Annotated in this window: 16 protein-coding genes, 1 pseudogene and 1 other annotated feature; of the genes and pseudogenes, 7 read left to right on the plus strand and 10 right to left on the minus strand. The window is 56.6% G+C overall.

Translation table 11 applies throughout. The features are described 5' to 3' along the window. The first annotated feature begins 6 nt into the window (after positions 1-6). The gene (locus tag K7H21_RS21410; protein ID WP_223035350.1) at positions 7-801 is read left to right on the plus strand and encodes a TraB/GumN family protein; all 795 of its coding nucleotides are present in this window, start codon (positions 7-9) and stop codon (positions 799-801) included. Between the two features lie 201 nt (positions 802-1,002). Then, the gene (gene ybaK, locus K7H21_RS21415; RefSeq protein WP_223035351.1) at positions 1,003-1,482 is read left to right on the plus strand and encodes a Cys-tRNA(Pro)/Cys-tRNA(Cys) deacylase YbaK; all 480 of its coding nucleotides are present in this window, start codon (positions 1,003-1,005) and stop codon (positions 1,480-1,482) included. A gap of 128 nt (positions 1,483-1,610) precedes the next feature. Here ybaK and ushA read toward each other — a convergent pair whose 3' ends face one another. After that, positions 1,611-3,263: a bifunctional UDP-sugar hydrolase/5'-nucleotidase UshA gene (gene ushA / locus K7H21_RS21420; protein WP_049115812.1), complete on the minus strand. Its 1,653-nt coding sequence runs from the start codon at positions 3,261-3,263 to the stop codon at positions 1,611-1,613. Between the two features lie 163 nt (positions 3,264-3,426). Between ushA and K7H21_RS21425 the strand changes: the two genes are divergently transcribed. Beyond that, on the plus strand, positions 3,427-4,647 hold the full coding sequence (locus K7H21_RS21425; protein WP_004129958.1) for an MFS transporter: 1,221 nt from the start codon (positions 3,427-3,429) through the stop codon (positions 4,645-4,647). A gap of 233 nt (positions 4,648-4,880) precedes the next feature. Next, positions 4,881-6,557 carry a YbaL family putative K(+) efflux transporter gene (gene ybaL, locus K7H21_RS21430; protein WP_004129956.1) on the plus strand — a complete coding sequence of 559 codons (1,677 nt, stop codon included), beginning with the start codon at positions 4,881-4,883 and terminating at the stop codon, positions 6,555-6,557. A 42-nt stretch (positions 6,558-6,599) separates the two neighbouring features. Here the strand turns inward: ybaL and K7H21_RS21435 are convergent, their stop codons facing one another. From K7H21_RS21435 to K7H21_RS21475, 9 genes are all read right to left on the minus strand, one after another. Next, positions 6,600-7,904 carry an inosine/guanosine kinase gene (locus tag K7H21_RS21435; protein WP_004129955.1) on the minus strand — a complete coding sequence of 435 codons (1,305 nt, stop codon included), beginning with the start codon at positions 7,902-7,904 and terminating at the stop codon, positions 6,600-6,602. A gap of 63 nt (positions 7,905-7,967) precedes the next feature. Further along, on the minus strand, positions 7,968-8,930 hold the full coding sequence (hemH, locus tag K7H21_RS21440) for a ferrochelatase (protein ID WP_004129953.1): 963 nt from the start codon (positions 8,928-8,930) through the stop codon (positions 7,968-7,970). A gap of 127 nt (positions 8,931-9,057) precedes the next feature. Further along, on the minus strand, positions 9,058-9,702 hold the full coding sequence (adk, locus tag K7H21_RS21445) for an adenylate kinase (protein ID WP_004129951.1): 645 nt from the start codon (positions 9,700-9,702) through the stop codon (positions 9,058-9,060). A gap of 188 nt (positions 9,703-9,890) precedes the next feature. After that, positions 9,891-11,765, minus strand: a complete 1,875-nt coding sequence (gene htpG / locus K7H21_RS21450) for a molecular chaperone HtpG (protein WP_004129949.1) — start codon at positions 11,763-11,765, stop codon at positions 9,891-9,893. 111 nt (positions 11,766-11,876) lie between these two features. Then, positions 11,877-12,482 carry a recombination mediator RecR gene (gene recR, locus K7H21_RS21455; RefSeq protein WP_004129946.1) on the minus strand — a complete coding sequence of 202 codons (606 nt, stop codon included), beginning with the start codon at positions 12,480-12,482 and terminating at the stop codon, positions 11,877-11,879. Beyond that, positions 12,482-12,814, minus strand: coding sequence for a YbaB/EbfC family nucleoid-associated protein (locus K7H21_RS21460; protein ID WP_004129943.1), 333 nt, complete (start codon positions 12,812-12,814; stop codon positions 12,482-12,484). The genes recR and K7H21_RS21460 overlap by 1 nt, the downstream gene beginning before the upstream one ends. A gap of 57 nt (positions 12,815-12,871) precedes the next feature. Continuing rightward, complete coding sequence (gene dnaX, locus K7H21_RS21465; RefSeq protein ID WP_004129940.1) at positions 12,872-14,773, minus strand: DNA polymerase III subunit gamma/tau; 1,902 nt, start codon at positions 14,771-14,773, stop codon at positions 12,872-12,874. Continuing rightward, positions 13,475-13,539: a sequence feature (DnaX frameshifting element), on the minus strand. It overlaps the preceding gene by 65 nt. Positions 14,774-14,864: 91 nt before the next feature. Continuing rightward, the gene (apt, locus tag K7H21_RS21470) at positions 14,865-15,416 is read right to left on the minus strand and encodes an adenine phosphoribosyltransferase (RefSeq protein WP_004129935.1); all 552 of its coding nucleotides are present in this window, start codon (positions 15,414-15,416) and stop codon (positions 14,865-14,867) included. Positions 15,417-15,566: 150 nt separating this feature from the next. After that, positions 15,567-15,944: a DUF454 family protein gene (locus K7H21_RS21475; protein ID WP_004129932.1), complete on the minus strand. Its 378-nt coding sequence runs from the start codon at positions 15,942-15,944 to the stop codon at positions 15,567-15,569. Between the two features lie 69 nt (positions 15,945-16,013). Here K7H21_RS21475 and priC point away from each other — a divergent pair, with 69 nt between their 5' ends. The 3 genes and pseudogenes from priC to K7H21_RS21490 all read left to right on the plus strand — a co-directional run bounded on the left by priC (position 16,014) and on the right by K7H21_RS21490 (position 17,707). Continuing rightward, positions 16,014-16,541, plus strand: coding sequence for a primosomal replication protein N'' (priC, locus tag K7H21_RS21480; protein ID WP_223035352.1), 528 nt, complete (start codon positions 16,014-16,016; stop codon positions 16,539-16,541). 14 nt (positions 16,542-16,555) lie between these two features. Beyond that, positions 16,556-16,729 carry a pleiotropic regulatory protein RsmS gene (gene rsmS / locus K7H21_RS21485; protein WP_004129925.1) on the plus strand — a complete coding sequence of 58 codons (174 nt, stop codon included), beginning with the start codon at positions 16,556-16,558 and terminating at the stop codon, positions 16,727-16,729. A gap of 66 nt (positions 16,730-16,795) precedes the next feature. Beyond that, positions 16,796-17,707, plus strand: a pseudogene (locus tag K7H21_RS21490) (Rpn family recombination-promoting nuclease/putative transposase). Positions 17,708-17,731: the final 24 nt, after the last annotated feature.

Genomic DNA, 17,731 nt, shown 5'->3' on the forward strand with positions numbered 1-17,731 from the left:
GCACGTATGGGCCTGTTAAACCGAATAAAAATGCTGTGGCAAGCCGCCGTCGGCTCGTCTTATTCCTGGCCCGCGCTGGATATCACCCTGCCCAGCGAGCGCTATCTGCACCTGGTCGGCAGTATTCATATGGGCACCCGCGACATGTCGCCGCCGCCCGCCCGGCTGTTAAAAAAGATCCGCCAGGCCGATGCGCTGATTGTGGAAGCGGATATTAGCGGCAGCGAAACGCCATTCAGCAACCTCCCCTCCTGTCCGCCGCTGGCGGAACGCCTGAGCCCATCCCAGCTTGCTGAACTGCAAGATCGTGCGGGAGAAATGGGGCTGTCCATCGCGCTGTTCGACAGCCAGCCGCTGTGGCAGGTGGCGATGGTATTGCAGGCGACTCAGGCGCAAAAACTGGGACTCAGGGCGGATTACGGCATTGATTATCAGCTATTGATGGCGGCGCGCGAGAGCCATATCCGCGTGATGGAGCTGGAGGGGGCCGATAGCCAGATAGCGCTGCTGCGGGATCTGCCCGACGGCGGCCTGGCGCTGCTGGAGGATACCCTCACCCACTGGCGCACGAATGCGCGTCTGCTACAGGTGATGATCGGCTGGTGGCTGGAGCAGCCGCCGTCAACGGGCGCAACCTCGCTGCCAACCACCTTTAGCCAGTCGCTATATGATGTGCTGATGCACCAGCGCAACCTCGCCTGGCGCGAAACGCTGCTGGCGCTGCCGCCTGGGCGCTACGTGGTTGCCGTCGGGGCGCTACATTTATACGGGGAAGGGAATCTGCCGGATATGCTGACGTAAAAAAATGGCCAATATTGCTATTGGCCCGTCAAAGAGGAATTTCATCATTATTATTATTCCGGGGTTCGCGCCCCGGATCGTCTGATTGTCGCTCAAAGTGACCATCACTGCCAACACTATTGCGCAAGATGATACTATTTTTTAGACAGCCGTCGGGCGTATGCTTATGCCACGTTAAATCGGTTGGTAAGAAGGATAACGATGACTCCCGCCGTAAAATTACTCGAAAAAAACAAAATAACTTTTCAGATCCACAGCTACGATCACGATCCGCACGAAACCAATTTTGGCGATGAGGTGGTGCGTAAGCTGGGGCTCAACGCCGAGCAGGTCTATAAAACGCTGCTGGTCGCCGTTAACGGCGACATGAAGCATTTGGCCGTCGCGGTTACGCCAGTAGCGGGTCAACTGGATTTGAAAAAGGTGGCGAAGGCTTTAGGCGCTAAGAAAGTCGATATGGCAGACCCGATGGTCGCACAGCGGGTCACCGGTTATCTGGTGGGCGGTATCAGCCCGCTCGGGCAGAAAAAACGTCTGCCGACGGTGATAGATGAGCCGGCCCAGGCGTTCGCCACCATTTTTATTTCCGGCGGCAAACGTGGCCTGGATATTGAACTGGCAGCCAGCGATCTGGCTAAGATCCTTGCAGCGAAATTCGCCGATATCGCGCGGCGCGATTAATTGACGGTTTTTCGTCAGAGGACACTCCCGGAGGCGGCGCTAACGCGCCTTGTCCGGGCTACCAAATCCACAACCGCTTAGACCTGAAGCCCCGGTGAGCGCAGCGCCACCGGGGAGTCGCTCGGACGTTACTGCCAGCTCACCTCGCCTTTCGGCTCATAGGCCGCCGCGTCCAGCGGTGAGTTTTTCTGGATATACTCTTTCAGCACTTCGGCATCGATAAAGCCGGTATTCACATAGCCGGGCCTGGTATCGATATGCGGGTAGCCGTCGCCGCCGGTGGCGTTGAAGCTCAGGGTCGCCATACGGTAAGTCTTCGCCGGATCCACCGGTTCGCCTTTGATGGTCAAATTGTTAAGCTTGCCGTCTTTGGCCACAAAACCGACGTTGGCAAACTGCGGATAGGCGCCGGAGTCGGGCTTCATCTGCGCCACTGCGGTCAGATACTCCGTCACTTCCTTACCGCTCATATCGACATACACCAGCACGTTGCCGAAAGGTTGTACCTTCATCACGTCTTTATAGGTGATATCGCCCGCTTCAATCGAGTCACGTATCCCGCCGCCGCTCATCACCGCGAAATCAGCATTGCTCCGCGCCATCTGCGCCGCCAGCAGTAGACGTCCCATATTGGTTTGCACAAAACGCACTTTGCTGCGATCGCCCTCCAGATGCGCGTTCACACTACCGATTTTCACCTGCAGCTGCGCTTTGCCTTTATTCTGGTACGGCGTCAGCAGAGAGAGCATCTGCGGGCTTTCGGCGATTTGCGGCGTATAAAGCACGCGCTCGCTCTCGCCGTTGTCGTAAGTGACCTTTTTCTTCAGGTTGACCGGGATCAGCTGATAGTGCACCAGCTTCATTTCACCGTTGCGGAATTCAAAGTCGGCGCGGCCTACATATTTACCCCATTCATGTGCCTGCACGATCCAGATACCGTTCTGCTTGTCCGGCGCGCACGGACTGCCCGGGACATAATCCACCTGCTTTTTATTCTCCGACGCCATGCATACCGGATCCTGCGAGTGACCGCCAACGATCATCGCCAGCGCCCCCGTCGGCAGGCTGCGCGCCATCTCAACGTCGCCAGGCGCATTAGAGCCGTGGGCGCCGTTGTCATAATGTCCCATATGGGTAGTGGCCAGAATCACATCCGGTTTTTCGTTCTGCTGCAGTTCCTGGATAACCAGTTTGGCCTCTTCCGCCGGCTTACGGAACTCGATATCGGTAAAGAACTCGGGATTGCCAATCTTAGCCGTATCGTCGGTCGTCAGGCCGATAACCGCAATATTCAGTCCGCCGCGCTTGAACAGCGCCCACGGCTTGAACAAACGTTCACCGGTGCTTTTCTGGTAAATATTGGCGGAGAGGAACGGGAACTTCGCCCATTTTTCTTGCTGACGCAGTACGCTAAGGGGATTATCAAACTCGTGATTACCGACTGCCATCGCATCATAGCCAATCAGGTTCATCCCGCGAAAATCGGGTTCCGCGTCCTGCAAGTCGGATTCCGGCACGCCAGTGTTGATATCACCGCCGGATAACAACAGCACGCTGCCGCCCTCGGCCGCCACCTCTTTGCGAATGCCGTCCACCAGCGTTTTTTGTGCTGACAGCCCGTATTCGCCATAGTCGCTGCGCCAGAAGTGGCCATGATGATCGTTCGTATGCAGGATGGTAATTTTATAGGTTTTATCCTGCTCATAAGCCTGCGCAGACAGGCTCCCCAGCGATACCGCGGTGAATAGCGCCAGCGCGACGCCTCGCTTAATAAGGTGCATATTTCTCTCCCTGACAAAGTAACAAGTGCCGAAAGTATAGCGAGTTAGCGGATTAGACAAATATGTTTTCAGAATTGCGACTTCCTTCAAACCTTAGCGGCAGGTATGTTAGGCAGATAATAATTCCACCTGCATCCTCTATAAAAAACACTTAAGCGAACCTATGGCAATGAATCAGACCGCACAACCCTTATCCGGCCCTGCTGCTGCGCCGCAAAAAGCACGCACCTCGTTTCGCATTCTCGGGGCTATCAGCCTCTCGCATTTGCTGAACGATATGATCCAATCGCTTATTCTGGCTATCTACCCGCTGCTCCAGGCCGAGTTCTCACTAACCTTTGTGCAGATTGGGATGATCACCCTCACTTTCCAGCTGGCCTCATCGCTACTACAGCCTGTTGTCGGCTACCTGACCGACAAACATCCGATGCCGTGGTCGCTGCCGATTGGCATGTGCTTTACCCTGAGCGGTCTGGTGCTGCTGGCAATCTCGGGAAGCTTTGGCATGGTTCTGCTCGCTGCAGCGCTGGTCGGGACCGGATCGTCGGTCTTTCATCCGGAGTCTTCTCGCGTGGCGCGCATGGCCTCCGGCGGGCGCCATGGCCTGGCGCAGTCGATATTCCAGGTCGGCGGCAATTTCGGCAGCTCGTTGGGGCCGCTGCTTGCGGCGCTGATTATCGCCCCCTACGGCAAAGGGAACGTTGGCTGGTTTGTCCTGGCGGCGCTGCTGGCGATTGTCGTGCTGGCGCAGATCAGCCGCTGGTATGCCGCTCAGCACCGTCTGAACAAAGGTAAACCGAAAGCGGCCATTGTTAATCCGCTGCCGAAAAATAAAGTCATTCTGGCGGTTAGCATCCTGTTAATGCTGATTTTCTCGAAATATTTCTATATGGCGAGCATCAGCAGCTATTACACCTTTTATTTGATGCAAAAATTCGGATTATCGGTACAAAATGCCCAGTTCCACCTGTTTGCCTTTCTATTTGCCGTCGCAGCAGGAACGGTGATTGGAGGGCCTGTTGGCGACAAGATTGGGCGTAAATATGTTATTTGGGGCTCTATCCTTGGCGTAGCGCCATTTACCCTTGTTTTACCCTATGCATCGCTGGAATGGACCGGCATTTTGACGGTGATTATTGGTTTTATCCTCGCATCGGCCTTTTCCGCTATTCTGGTCTATGCCCAGGAGCTCCTCCCGGGGCGGATCGGCATGGTTTCTGGTTTGTTTTTCGGTTTCGCCTTTGGCATGGGCGGCCTTGGAGCCGCGGTGCTGGGGCTTTTAGCTGACCATACCAGTATCGAACTGGTCTATAAAATCTGTGCTTTCCTGCCTCTTATCGGCATCCTGACGATATTTCTACCTAACAACCATCAAAAGTCCTGATTTTTCGGCAGCCAAAGTGTAACTTTGGCTGCCACAATCCCTTACTCCACCAGCATTACCCCGCATAAGCTGATGCCATTTTGCGCTCCGTGCTTTTTAGCACGTCAATTGCATTTTTCTGCAAAATTCAACGATTATTCATAAACAAAACCGCTAAAAGTGTCATAAACTATTATTCGGTTTTTTGGTTTTTGTGCCGAAAATGGATCAGCTCACCACTGCAAGGAGACGGAATGCACCACGCAACACCGCTAATCACCACCATTGTCGGCGGCCTTGTGCTCGCCTTTATTCTCGGCATGATTGCCAATAAGCTACGTATTTCTCCTCTGGTGGGATATTTATTAGCGGGCGTGCTGGCCGGACCTTTTACCCCGGGTTTTGTTGCTGATACCAAGCTGGCGCCAGAATTGGCCGAGCTTGGCGTGATCCTGCTGATGTTCGGCGTGGGTCTGCATTTCTCCTTAAAAGATTTGATGGCGGTTAAGGCCATCGCCATCCCGGGCGCTATCGCCCAGATAGCCGTGGCGACGCTGTTGGGTATGGCGCTCTCTGCCATGCTGGGCTGGTCGTTAATGACCGGCATCGTCTTTGGTTTGTGTCTTTCTACCGCCAGTACCGTGGTGCTGCTGCGCGCGCTGGAAGAACGACAGCTTATTGATAGCCAGCGGGGGCAAATCGCCATCGGCTGGTTGATTGTTGAAGATCTGGTGATGGTGCTGACGCTGGTGCTGCTGCCAGCGGTCGCAGGCATGACGGAGAAAGGCGACGTGGGTCTGGCTTCCCTGGCCCTTGATATGGGTATTACCATCGGCAAAGTCGTCGCCTTTATCGCGATTATGATGCTGGTGGGCCGCCGCCTGGTGCCGTGGATTATGTCGCGCAGCGCGGCAACCGGTTCGCGCGAGCTGTTTACCCTATCGGTACTGGCGTTAGCGCTCGGTATCGCTTTTGGCGCCGTTGAGCTATTTGACGTCTCCTTCGCCCTCGGCGCCTTTTTCGCCGGTATGGTGCTCAATGAATCCGAACTCAGCCATCGCGCGGCCCACGATACGCTACCGCTACGCGACGCCTTCGCCGTGCTGTTCTTTGTCTCCGTGGGAATGCTGTTTGACCCAATGATTCTGCTCGAGCAGCCGCTGGCAGTACTGGCGACGCTGGCTATCATCATTTTCGGTAAATCGGCTGCCGCCTTCTTCCTGGTGCGGATGTTCGGCCACTCGCCGCGCACTGCCCTGACCATTGCCGCCAGTCTGGCGCAAATCGGTGAATTCGCCTTTATTCTTGCCGGTCTGGGAATGGCGCTGGATCTGCTGCCGCAGGCCGGGCAGAACCTGGTGCTTGCCGGCGCCATTATCTCCATCATGCTCAACCCGGTCCTGTTTACCCTACTGGAAAAATACCTCGATAAAACCGAGACGCTGGATGAACAGACTCTCGAAGAAGTGCTTGAAGAAGAGAAACAGATCCCCGTCGATATCTGTAACCATGCGCTGCTGGTCGGTTTCGGCCGCGTCGGGAGCCTGCTCGGTGAAAAACTGATGGCGCAGGGCGTTCCGCTGGTGGTGATTGAAACATCGCGGACTCGCGTAGACGAACTGCGCGCACGCGGTATTCGCGCGGTATTAGGCAACGCCGCCAATGAAGAGATTATGAATCTGGCGCATCTGGACTGCGCCCGCTGGCTGCTGCTGACCATTCCTAACGGCTATGAGGCCGGTGAAATCGTCGCTTCCGCGCGAGAAAAATGCCCGAATATCGAGATCATCGCGCGCGCGCATTACGACGATGAGGTGGAATATATCGTCGAACGCGGCGCTAACCAGGTGGTGATGGGCGAACGGGAAATCGCCCGCGCCATGCTGCAGCTGCTTGAAACGCCGCCAGCCGGCGAGCTTATTACCGGTTAATGTTTCGGCCCCGGTTGACCGGGGCCAGCTTTATCTGGGCTCTTAACGATCCCAGTAAGCTTCTTCCAGGCTGTCTTCACGCTCCGGCAGGCCACGGGTCAGGCGCGGCGAATGCTGGTTCAGCACCTGATAGCTCACGCGGTTAGCGTATTTACACACCTGTGCCAGCGAGGAATAGGTCAGCCACTTGCACTTGTGCTTGCTGGAGTTCGGCACGTTGTTGCGATGATAGTTATTGGCGGTAATATCGTGCAGCAGCGCCGCCAGCGCGCCGTCTCCCGCGCCGTTGGTATTCATGATCTTCTCCGGCCCGCCCATATAGGGTGCGATATGCGAATAAATACGCAGCGGATTTTCGCAATCCTGATGGCGCATCGCACGGCTGAATTCATACTGGTTAAACTCGGCAATCGCGCCCGGCAGCAGCGGATGCTGCGTTTTGCGCTTAGCCTCATCCTCAGTAAAGCTGGCCATATACAGCCCGGCAGGCCCGGCGGTGCACAGCACCAGGTCAACCCATTCCAGCGCCTTGTCGGAAGCCAGCAGCGGGTCGGACAGCCCGGTCAGCGCCTCCGCCTCCTCTTCATTCATCGCCAGAATGGAAACGTGCTCTTTAAGGAACGTCTGCCACCACGCCGGGTTATCGGCAACGACGTATTTGGTGCCCAGAGTCAGAACCACCGGTACATCGTGCTTTTTCGCATATGCGATGGCCTGCATCGTCGCGTCCGGCATCGGCTCGCCCGGCTTACAGCGTACGAGATAGGAGGTCAGCACCAGCGCGGAAGCGCCAGCGATCACGCTTTCCGGAATGCTTTCCGGACGGAGCTTGTTCATATGCCCGGGGCTGATCGCAAAGGTGCGCTCGCCGGAGTCGCTAATCAGCGTAAAGCAGCGCCCAATCGCCCCATCCACCCCTTGCAGGTAGTTCAGATCGGTACGGCTGGAGGTGTTGCACAGGTAGCGGTAAGCGTAGCCGCCGATTTCAATATTGCTGCACATGACGCCAAGCAGAACCGAACGGTCATCCGCCAGCACCGAGTAGTTGTGCATGGTGTTACCGATGGTGCCGCCGGCGAACTGGTGGGTAATCAGGTCGTTGCGAACCAGTTCCTGATACAGCGCTTCGGCGACATCATCTTCAATCACCAGCGAATGCCCGGCGCTCAGGCCGTAGCGTACGATAAACGCCTCATCCACTTTCGCTTCGATATCGACCAGGGTTTGATCGATACCAACCACCCAAGCGACGTTAGACTCATTGTCCGGCTGAATTTGCTGCAGCAGCGGATCGCGAGCGTTGACGGGAAAATAGTGTTTGGATTTGCGTTTACCGGGAAATTTCATAGTGGCGATTTATTGACAGTGAACAAGCGGGGAATAGTAGCATACTCCCCGCCGCACGCGCGATCAGCGATATTTCGCCGTCAGGTTGACCATCATTTCAATATGCGCGGTGTCCGCATTAAGCGCCGGAATGTACTCATATTGCTGGCCGCCGGCTTCGAGGAAGATTTCCCGGTTCTGCACCGCGATCTCCTCCAGCGTCTCCAGGCAATCGGCGGAAAAGCCGGGGCAGATAACCTGAATATGCTTCACCCCTTTCTCACCGAGCATTTTCAGCGTTTCGTCGGTGTAGGGCGTCAGCCAGGGCTCTCGACCAAAGCGCGACTGGAACGTCATCATCACCCGGTCAGGCGGCAGCCCCAGGGCTGAAACCAGCTCACGGGTGGTATCGCGACAGCGCTGAGGATAGGTGTCCCCTTGCTGGGCATACCGCTGCGGGATGCCATGATAGGAGAGCAGCAGTAAATCCGGCTCGCCGTGCACCGCAAAGGACGCGCGCACGCTGGCGGCCAGCGCGTGAATATAGTCCACGTCATCGGCGTAGTCGCGAATAAAAGAAATTCCGGGGATCGCGCGTTTTTTGGCAAGGATACGTCCCAGCTCATCCCACACCGCCGCCACGGTGGAGCAGGAGTATTGCGGATAAAGCGGTAGCACCACGATGTGATCCACCCCCTGCTCCAGCAACTCATCAACCGCGCTCTCCAGCGACGGCGAACCGTAGCTCATTCCCAGCGCCACCGGCGTATCCGGAAGCCGCGCAGCCAGCGCCTGCCGCTGCTGCTGGCTATAGACCATCAGCGGCGAGCCGTCTTCCATCCAGATGGACTGATAGAGCTTAGCGACCCGGGGCGCGCGCAGGGGCAGTATCACGCCGCGCAGCAGCGGCCACCACAGTAGGCGGGAGGTATCCACCACGCGCCGATCGCTAAGAAACTGCCGTAGATAGCGCTTTACCGCGTCGGGCGTGGGCGCATCGGGAGTGCCTAAATTGGCTAATAAGATACCTGTTTTCGTCTGATGCATTACCGCCTCTTAACCATTTGAATCGCTGACAATTGTAGCTGAAATGGCGCTAAACGGAACCAATCATAGAAAAAGGTAAAATGAGAGGAGTTCTCACCCCGCCGCGACGGGATGAGAACTAACGGAATTAACCGAGGATTTTTTCCAGTTCAGCGCGAACGTCGGCCACCGCTTTGGTGCCATCGACTTTCGCGTATTGGGTGTTGCCCGCTTCTGCTTCTTTCTGATAGTAGCCGATCAGCGGCGCCGTCATCTGATGGTATTCAACCAGACGCTTACGCACGGTCTCTTCCTGATCGTCTTTACGGGTGGTCAGCTCTTCGCCGGTCACGTCGTCTTTGCCTTCAACTTTCGGCGGATTAAATTTAATGTGATAAACGCGGCCGGAAGCTGCGTGAACGCGACGGCCGATAATGCGGTCAACGATCAGTTCGTCAGGAACGTCGAATTCCAGCACGTAATCCACGGTGATGCCCGCTTCTTTCATGGCGTCAGCCTGCGGAATGGTGCGCGGGAAGCCGTCCAGCAGGAAACCATTGCGGCAATCTTCCTGAGTAATACGCTCTTTAACCAGGGCGATAACCAGTTCGTCGGTGACCAGCTTACCGGCGTCCATAATATCTTTCGCCTGTTTGCCCAGCTCGGAGCCTGACTTCACCGCGGCACGCAGCATGTCGCCGGTGGAGATTTGCGGAATACCGTATTTCTCCATGATGAACTGAGCCTGAGTTCCTTTACCCGCGCCCGGAGCGCCAAGCAGAATAATACGCATTACGAAAATCCCCTCAAAAGTTGATTCAATTTTTCAAAAAACGCTAAACCATACCACCAGAACGCGGATGGCTCAAGGAAGGCGGGGCGGCTGAAACGGTTAATGGTGAGATATTTTACGTAGCGTGCGGTTTGATACCCTCACCCCGGCCCTCTCCTGCCGGGAGAGAGTGAGGGTGAGGGTAAAGATTACGACGCCAGCAGCTGGTTCATACGGCGGATAAACTGGTTCGGATCTTCCAGCGTACCGCGCTCGGCCAGCAGCGCCTGATCGAGAAGCAGCTCAACCCACTCGCCGAACTGCGTATCGTCCTGAGTATCCGCCGCGCGTTTTACCAGCGGATGCAGCGGGTTCAGCTCAAAGATGTACTTCACTTCCGGCGCGGCCTGGCCCGCAGCGGCAAACAGTTTCGCCATCTGGGTGCTCATTTCATCCGCGTCGGTGGTGACGATGGCCGGCGTATCGGTCAGACGATGGGTCAGACGAACCTCTTTCACCCGGTCGCCGAGCAGGGTTTTGGCACGCTCAACGAACGGCTCCAGCGCCTTCTCGGCTTCTTTAGTGGTTTCATCCACTTCGTCCGTCAGCTTATCCAGCGACTCATCGGCTTTCGCCACCGACTGGAACGGCTTGCCGTCGAACTCGGTCAGATAGCTCATCATCCACTCGTCGATGCGATCGGAAAGCAGCAGCACTTCAATGCCTTTCTTACGCAGCAGTTCCAGATGCGGGCTGCTCTTCGCAGCGGCGTAGCTGTCGGCGGTAATGTAGTAAATCTTCTCCTGCCCTTCTTTCATGCGGGAGACGTACTCTTCCAGCGACACGGTCTGCGCGGCGGAGTCGGTATAGGTACTGGCGAAGCGCAGCAGTTTGGCGATGGCCTGCTGGTTAGCCTGATCTTCCGCTGGGCCTTCTTTCAGCACGAGGCCAAACTGCTGCCAGAAGGTCTGATATTTTTCCGCGTCGTCTTTCGCCAGTTTTTCCAGCATCTGCAGGGCGCGCTTGCTCAGCGCGGTGCGTAGATTGCGGGTGACGCTGCTGTCCTGGAGAATTTCACGCGACACGTTCAGCGGCAGATCGTTGGAGTCGACCAGGCCGCGAACGAAGCGCAGATAGTTGGGCATAAACTGCTCGGCGTCATCCATGATGAAGACGCGCTGCACGTACAGCTTCAGGCCGTGTTTATGATCGCGATTCCACATATCCCACGGTGCCTGCGACGGGATATACAGCAGGCTGGTGTACTCCTGCTTACCTTCAACGCGGTTGTGGCTCCAGGTCAGCGGATCGCTGTAATCGTGGGCAATATGCTTGTAGAACTCGTTGTACTCGTCGTCTTTGATTTCCGACTTATTGCGCGTCCACAGCGCCTGGGCTTTGTTAATTTTCTCCCAGGAGATCACGGTTTCGCCGTCCACTTCTTCGCGTTTTTCAATTTCTACCGGCAGCGCGATGTGATCGGAGTATTTACTGATGATCGAACGCACGCGCCAGTCGTTGAGGAAATCATCCTCGCCTTCGCGCAGGTGCAGAGTGATCTCGGTACCGCGATCGGCTTTGTTAATGTCGGCAACGGTATATTCGCCTTCGCCAGCGGATTCCCAGAATACGCCGTTTTCGGCGCTGTCGCCCGCCGCGCGGGTACGGACGGTGACTTTATCGGCGACAATAAACGCCGAGTAGAAACCTACGCCGAACTGACCAATCAGCTGGCTATCTTTCGCCTGGTCAGAGCCCATGGACTCAAGGAACGCCTTGGTGCCGGACTTCGCGATGGTGCCGAGATGGTCGATGACTTCATCGCGGTTCATACCAATACCGTTATCGGCGATGGTCAGGGTGCGGTTGTCTTTATCAAATGAAACACGCACGCGCAGTTCGCCGTCGCCTTCGTACAGATCCGGCTGGGACAGCGCGCGGAAGCGCAGCTTGTCGGCCGCATCGGAGGCGTTGGAAATCAGCTCACGCAGGAAAATTTCTTTATTGGAGTAAAGAGAATGGATCATCAGGTGCAGAAGCTGTTTGACCTCTGACTGAAAACCACGAGTTTCTTGTCCTTTCATCTAAATCAACCTCAACAATGCCATTGTTAATGGTAAAAAAACCGTTGAGGGTGAGATGGGGACAGAGGGAGAGGTTTTCAAGCGGAGGCCCCGAAAAGCGCCTCCGTTTGATTAAAAACGAATCTTATGCCGCCCGGCTAGAGAGTGGGACAGCGTCGTGCCGTCAACCATTTCCAGCTCGCCGCCAACCGGAACGCCATGGGCGATACGGCTCGCGTCTACGCCATACTGCGCGCAGAGCTCGGCGATATAATTCGCCGTCGCCTCTCCTTCCACCGTTGGGTTGGTCGCAAGGATCACTTCCTGCATCGATTCGTCACGCAGACGCTGTTCCAGACGATCGAGCCCAATGTCATCCGGCCCAATCCCGTCAAGCGGCGACAGGTGGCCCATCAGCACAAAGTAGCGACCGGAAAACTGCCCGGTCTGCTCGATAGCGTAGATATCCGCTGGGCTCTCTACCACGCAAATCTGGCCGTTTTCCTTGCGCCGAGGGTTGCTGCAAATATTGCACACCTCCTGCTCGGTGAAGGTGCGGCAATCGGCGCAGTGGCCGATTTCCGACATCGCGCGCGTTAGCGCCTGCGCCAGGCGCATCCCGCCGCTGCGGTCACGCTGCAGCAGGGTAAACGCCATGCGCTGCGCCGACTTCGGGCCGACGCCCGGCAGGCAGCGCAGTGCTTCCATAAGCTGCGTTAACAGCGGACTGGTCTGCATCAGAACGGCATCTTAAAGCCTGGCGGCAGCTGCATACCGGCGGATACGGACGCCATTTTTTCTTTCTGCGTTTCTTCGATGCGGCGGGCGGCGTCGTTAAACGCGGCGGCCACCAGATCTTCCAGCATGTCTTTGTCGTCTTCCAGCAGGCTCGGGTCGATCTCAACGCGACGGCAGTTGTGCGCGCCGTTGATGGTGACTTTTACCAGCCCAGCGCCGGACTCACCGGTCACTTCCAGACGGGCCACTTCTTCCTGCATCTGCTGCATTTTTTCTTGCATCTGCTGGGCCTGCTTCATCAGGTTACCCAGACCGCCTTTTCCACCAAACATAGGCTTCTCTCTCAGTAAGTCATCGTTAAGGATGCTGACCGCAAGTCAGACTTGCAATCAAATGGGGCGAATACTCTCTTCATCCAGGTCCGCATCGAAGAATCGACGCAGGGTCTGAATGTTATTATCCGCAATAATCGCTTCACGCGCCTGCGCGAGCTTTTCTTCATAAATTGCCTGCCGCCACTCAAGCGGCGTGCGCATCGCGGGATTATCATCTTCCACGATGGTCAATTCAACCGGCGTACCGTACAAAATGCCGAGCGCTTCCGCCAGCTTTTGCTGCGCACCCGCCGAATTCAGGTGACGCTGGCTCGGACGCAGATGCAGGCAGACGCGATTGCCCTCCTGCTCTTTCCAGGCGTTAAGGGCCACCTGCTCCACCAGTTTTGGCACCGCGAGCTGGCTGACTTCCGCCGCCCAGCTATCGCGCTCGACCGCTTCGACTGCCAGTTTCGCCGCCAGTTCCGGCGTTTTTTCATGCTCCAGCGCTTTTTTCAGCGCCTTTGGCGTCGCCACTTCTTCTTTTACGGTTTCAACAACCGTCGTTGATTTCCAGCGATAGGCTTCTTTTTTCGCCGGGGCTTTTTCCAGCGCAGCCGCAGCCGGACGCGCCTGTACGCGCTCGGTAATCGAACTCAGTCGTTCCAGCGCAGCGTTATTCACCGGCCGCGCGCGAGAAGCGGCTGCCGGTTCACTCTTTTTTGGGGTGGGCGCTCCCTGGCTACGCTGCAGCTGGCTGCGGGCCGCCAGCACCTGGCTAGTGGTCTGCGGCAAATTCGGCGGCGGCGGCGCGGATTCTGGAACGGCCTGCTGGACGGGTGCGGCCTGAATGGCCGGCACCGGCGGCGCCTCCGGTTCCGGTAACGGCATACGCGGATGGAAAGCCAGCGCACGCAGAAGCGTCATCTCAACCCCCATTCGTCTGTCCGGGGCGTACGGGAGCTCTTTGCGGCCAATCAGTAGCGTTTGATAGTACAGCTGAACATCGGTTGGCGGCACCGTCCGCGCCAGCTCGCGCATGCGCAGCTCAATCGCGGCCATATCCGTTCCCAGCGCCGACGGCGAGAGCTGAACCATCGCAATACGGTGCAACAGGCTCTGCATCTCCACCAGCAAGGCCTCCCACTCTACGCCGCGGGCGGCAGCCTCATTCACACCGGCCATAACCCGCTCGCCGTCGGCAGCCACCAGCGCCTCAATCAGCGATAACGCCTGATCGTCGTCAAGGGTGCCGAGCATGGCGCTGACGGATTCTGCCGTCAGACGGCCATCGCCGCTGGCAATGGCCTGATCGGTCAGGCTTAACGCATCGCGCAGGCTACCGTCCGCTGCGCGCGACAGCAGCTGCAGCGCGCGCGGTTCAAACGCGATCTGCTCGGCGCCGAGAATATGCTCCAGCTGATGGCGAATCTGTTCGACGTCCAGCGCCTTGAGATGAAACTGCAGGCAGCGGGAAAGAATGGTAACGGGCAGCTTCTGCGGATCGGTCGTCGCCAGCAGGAATTTAACGTGCGCCGGCGGCTCCTCCAGCGTTTTTAACAACGCGTTGAAGCTGTGGCGCGAAAGCATATGGACTTCATCGATCAGATAGACCTTGAAGCGGCCGCGGGCCGGCGCGTACTGAACGTTATCCAGCAGATCGCGGGTATCTTCGACTTTGGTACGCGAGGCGGCATCGATCTCGATCAGATCGACAAAGCGCCCCTGTTCTATTTCACGGCAGTTATCGCAGACGCCGCAAGGCGTGGCGGTGATGCCGGTTTCGCAGTTTAATCCTTTTGCCAACAGACGCGCGATAGAGGTTTTACCCACGCCGCGGGTGCCGGAAAAAAGATATGCGTGATGAATGCGCCCTAACGACAAGCCGTTCGCCAGTGCGGTCAGCACATGTTCCTGGCCGACGACGTCAGCAAAGGTTTGTGGGCGCCATTTACGGGCTAAGACCTGATAACTCATGGGCTGGCTCTGAAACGCTGGAAGGTGAAATCACGAGGGGTCATGCTATCACAGCCCCGCTCAATCAGCGAGGCTATGTGGCGGGAAATGCTTAGTGGCCCGGGAAAGGGACCAGGCTATAGCAGTTGATTCCCAGTTTTTCCAGGCGCTGCTCGCCGCCCAGATCGAACAGATTGATAATAAAGGCCGCGTCATGCACTTCACCGCCCAGACGACGGATGAGCTTCACGGTGGCGTCGATGGTGCCGCCGGTCGCCAGCAGATCGTCAACCACCAGCACCTTATCGCCTGCTTTAATGGCATCAACATGGATTTCCAGCTGATCGGTGCCGTACTCCAGCTCGTAGCTTTCCGCGATGGTTTCACGCGGCAACTTACGCGGCTTGCGTACCGGAACAAAGCCTACACCCAGCGCCAGCGCAACCGGTGCGCCAAACAAAAAGCCGCGCGCCTCGGTGCCCACCACTTTGGTAATACCCGCGTCTTTATAACGCTCGGCCAGCAGTTCAATGCTGAGCGCATAGGCCTTTGGGTCTTCCAGCAAGCTGGTGACATCACGGAAAAGGATGCCAGGTTTCGGGTAGTCCTGGATGCTTTGGATGCTGTTCTTCAGATATTCAAGCTGCTGTGCTGTTGCGGTCATAAGTTTATGCCTGATTAAAACGGTATTACTCGCGGACATGCAAAATGGGCCAAGGAAACTTTTGTTTAACCTTTGACCAGGCTTACCCGCGCTCGAAAACGCCAGAATTTACTGGCTGTCAGCGACAATTGCAACCATCATTATTGCGCATCAGTGCTTTTGTTGCTTTGCATCAACCACCGGAATGCGCCACATAAATATCAGCAGACAGGCCAGAACGATCAGCAGAAAGATGCGCACCCAGGTAAGATTAACCAGCCATAGGGAAATAGCAAAGGTCAGTAAAATCATCACCACCGCCCGCGGCTTAGCGCCTGGCGGCATGGCCCGGTATTGCTGCCAGTGGCGCAGGTAGCCGCCAAACCATGAGCGGTACAATAGCCAGTGGTGAAAGCGCGGCGACGAGCGGGCGAAACACCAGGCGGCAAGCAGGATAAACGGCGTCGTCGGCAGTAGCGGTAAAAAAACGCCCAGCGTTCCCAACGCCACCGACAGCCAGCCAATGATGATCAAAATAATACGTGGCATAATGCGAATCGTTATCAAGAAGATAACGCTAATGTAGCACAGTTGCTTATCAGGGGATGGAGGAGTTATTTGAAAACCACCCGGCTTTTACATTCGCTGGAAAATCAGCTTGCGGAACTGGCCGCTCAGGTAGCGCCGATGGCGAATCACGCGACCCTCAGCCCGCGTTTCGATCGCCAGTTGTTCCGAACCCGCAGCACGCAGATGCAGGCTTATCTTGATGAAGCCAGAAGTCGCTTTACGGAATTAAAACAAGCGGTCGAGCGCCAGCAGCTGGCGCAGGTTGCCTGGCTGGCGGAACAGCTTGTGGCCCAAATCGCCGCAATTAGCCGGGAAACGGCGACCTGGTCATTACGTGCCTGGGATAGCGCGTCGCCAACGCTTGGCCGCTGGCAGCGGCGACGGATACAGCATCAGGAGTATGAACGGCGCCTGCTGGCCATGCGCAACGATCGCCAGAGACGGCTGGCGCAAGCCATCAGCCTTGATGACCAGCAACGGCTGGCAAAGGAAGTTGAAGCCTATACCGGGCGCCTCGCCCGCTGTCGCGATGCGCTGGAAAAAATTGAAAACAGGCTGGCCCGCCTAACACGCTAACTGGAGGTAGAAGTATGTCGCTGGAAAATGCGCCTGACGAGATCAAGCTGGCGGTCGATTTAATTATGCTGCTTGAGGAAAATAAAGTCCCTGCGCAAACCGTGCTAGCCGCGCTGGAAATTATCCGTCGTGACTATGAAAACAAAGTAAAAAGTGCGGAAGAAGCCTCGCAAAACGCGCCTGAGTAGTCTGTTGGCGGATCGGTAGGGGTGGCAGAGTCATCGCCTGCCCTTTACCACAACGGATAGATGCTCATGGAAAGATTCTCACGTACGCCGCACGATGCCATTTTTCGTCAAATGCTGACCCAGAAAGAGGTCGCTCGCGACTTTTTACAGCTTTACCTTCCCGCGCCGTTTTTAAGTATCTGCGATCTCAATACGCTGCAGCTGGCGTCCGGCAGCTTTATCGAAGAGGACCTGCGATCCAGCTACTCCGACATTCTCTATTCCCTGCAAACGAGGCACGGGGCTGGGTATATCTACGCGCTGATTGAACACCAAAGCTCGCCGGATAAGCTGATGGCTTTTCGCCTGATGCGCTATACGCTGGCGGCCATGCAGCGCCACCTTGACGCCGGCCACGAGACGCTGCCGCTGGTGGTCCCAATCCTGTTTTATCACGGCTCCGTCAGCCCCTGGCCACATACGCGCAGCTAGCACCAACTTTTTGACCATCCTGAGCTTGCCGGCGCGCTGTACGGCGGCGATTTTCCGCTGGTGGACCTGACCGTTATGCCAGATAAGCACATCCTCCGCCACCAGCGTATGGCGATGCTGGAACTGTTGCAAAAGCATATCCGCCAGCGCGATCTGGCCGAACTGCAACCCATGCTGATTAGGCTACTGGCGCAAGGATATCTGACGGAAAATCAGATCAATACCTTAATCCGCTATATGCTGCAGGCGGGATCCACGGAAAAACCCGGGCCACTCATTCGCGAACTGGCGAAGCAGTCGCCCAGGCACAAGGAGCTCATGATGACGATTGCCGAATGGCTGGAAGAGAAAGGTCGTAAAAAAGGTAGAAAAGAAGGAAGGCTGGAGGGGCGTAAAGAAAACTCGCGCAGCATTGCCCTGAAAATGCTCGCCAGCGGGCTGGATCCAAAGATGGTGATGGAGCTGACCGGCCTGAGCCAGGAAGAACTCTCCTCGCTCAGCCATTAAAACCTGCGGGGCGGCATCCCCGCC

The organism is Klebsiella sp. CTHL.F3a (assembly GCF_019890895.1).
GTDB lineage: Bacteria > Pseudomonadota > Gammaproteobacteria > Enterobacterales > Enterobacteriaceae > Klebsiella > Klebsiella grimontii.